Below are 2,107 nucleotides of genomic sequence, written 5' to 3' on the forward strand. Positions count from 1 at the left end.
CAGACCCCAGCGGCCCGCTGCCGCGCCGCAGGGCGGGGCGTACTGCTGGCCCGGCAAGGGCGGTGCCCATGGCGGCCAGATGCAGCGCGCAGGCGCACGCGGCGATGAGAAACCGTCGTCTGTTCATGTGCCCGTTGCGTGCCCCCGAAAGTGTGGTCCCAAATGCCCAGCGGGCGCTGCGCTGTCCCGGTGGTGTCGCCGGATGCGACTCCGGATGCGCTTGGCGTGCGGTCCGGTGTTGCCCGAACCTGCTCAGCCAGCCGGACCTGCCGCAGGATGCTTCGGCAGTGCCGGACAAGGCGCGGGTAAAGTCCGGACGGGCCGCGCCCCACCGCCATGCGCCGGTGAACCCTATCCGAAATCCGCGCGGAACTCAAAGGGCGGGGAAGGCGGTGTCCCCGCGGGGTGCTGGTGTGCGATGCATGCAGAACCTGCCTTGGGGGCTGGAAGTTGCCAAGCCATATCGCATGTCCGGAGTGACTTCCAGTACTGGCAGCACCGGTGGCCCCTTGGCAGGTCGGGACGGGTTATTTGCTGGCCTTTGCCTTGGGAATGCGTTTCAGCAGTTCTGTCGGTGTCACGATGAGTCGTATTTGCGTGGCATTATGTAGAGTACAAACGTATGGTCGGCGGAGCGAAGATATTTCTGAATCGGGGTGGATTGCCTTTGCAGGGGGCAGTGTCACGGATTAGTTGTTTGCGTTTTTGCGTTTGTGCACATAAGAACGCAAATATATGTTGGTGTCATTTTGGTTTGCAGGGGAAGCGTTCGGGGAAAATATGCAGTTATGGACTGATGGTTGTGCTTAAGTAAGTGTTTTGGAAAGTATGTTGTATCGTGCGAACTTGTTCTCTTGTTCATATCAATTTATTGCGTAGGCGGAGCATATGTTAACAGATGTACGTAGAAAGAAGGTCGTTATTGCGTGTATATTTTTGTCTGAATGTTTCATGTGGTATTTTGCGAATATATTTGCCAGTGCGCATGAACTTTTTATGTATTTATTTTGCTTTTTTTGGGTGTTGGCACTTTTTCCAGTGTTGGCAACTTCAAATAGTTCGCGAGTTATAGATAGCGTGCTATCGGCAATGATGATATATTCTGTGTTCATGTTTTTTGTTTTAATGAATAGTTCTTTGCCATATTATAAAATGGATCCTACAAGGCCTGTGTTTAATATATTTTACTTTAAACGCGATGCGGGTATTGTATTTGGGGCAAAAGGACTGTTTGCTGCGCTTGTGAACTGTGGGTATCTTGTCGTGATATCAAAATTTTTTAAACATAAAAAAGTATAGAAAATGTTCAATATAAGAACTCCTCGGCATTGTAACGCATTACGCCGCAACGCCAGAGGAGTTCGTATGGTTGTGGTTCGCAGTCTTCCGACTGGCAGTCTTATTGGTTGTTGGGTTTGTTTTTTTGATTTTTCTTCAATTTTTTTTCTTTATCGCTTTGTAATTTGTTCCTGATGCCGTCTATTGCTTCTTCGGTGAGTATTTGTGGCCCATTTGGAGTTTCCATTCCAAGATCAAGCATTGTATTCCCCCATTCCGAAAGTTCAGGCTTCAACGTGCCTTGAATTTTCGAAATTCCCTCCTGCTTTTCTTTGCTGCCATACGGGTATGTCCACCATGGACGTAATTGCTGCGCTATTTCGTGTGACTTTGTGCCTATGTTGCCTTTTGCCTGCCCAGTGCCAGCAGTTGGAGCGTGTTGTGTGGAATTGCCCGCCTGGGTGCCGGTTTCACTGCCTCCGCGCCTGCGGGCGTCGGCGAAGGTGAACCTGCCGATGTCGTCGCGAGGGTGTTTTGATTCGTCCCACCCCTGACCGATGATGGCTTCCCCGATGAGCCCCAGCGGGTCGAAGGCGCTGACCGGGTCGTCCACGCAATAGTCGTAGGGGTCATGGTCGCCGCCGGTGTCGCCCAGCGGGTCGGGCGCGGTGAAGCGTCCGGTGCGCGGGTAGTAGTCGCGAAAGCCGAAGCGCACGAGGCCGGTGTGCCGGTCCGCCAGCCCCCCGGCAAAGCCCAGCGGCAGAAAGAAGTACGGGCAGGTGTCCAGCAGCGGGTTGCCGAAGCTGTCGTATTCCATGCGCTTCACCAC

The 2,107-nt window shown here is 53.0% G+C and carries 1 protein-coding gene; it reads right to left on the reverse strand.

Translation table 11 applies throughout. The annotated features are described in order from the left end of the window. Window positions 1–1,399: 1,399 nt before the first annotated feature. Window positions 1,400–2,107: RHS repeat-associated core domain-containing protein (locus FVW20_RS13345; RefSeq protein WP_196609995.1), on the reverse strand; the 708-nt coding region annotated here is incomplete at its 5' end.

This window comes from Nitratidesulfovibrio oxamicus (genome assembly GCF_015731765.1).
Classification (GTDB): domain Bacteria; phylum Desulfobacterota; class Desulfovibrionia; order Desulfovibrionales; family Desulfovibrionaceae; genus Cupidesulfovibrio; species Cupidesulfovibrio oxamicus.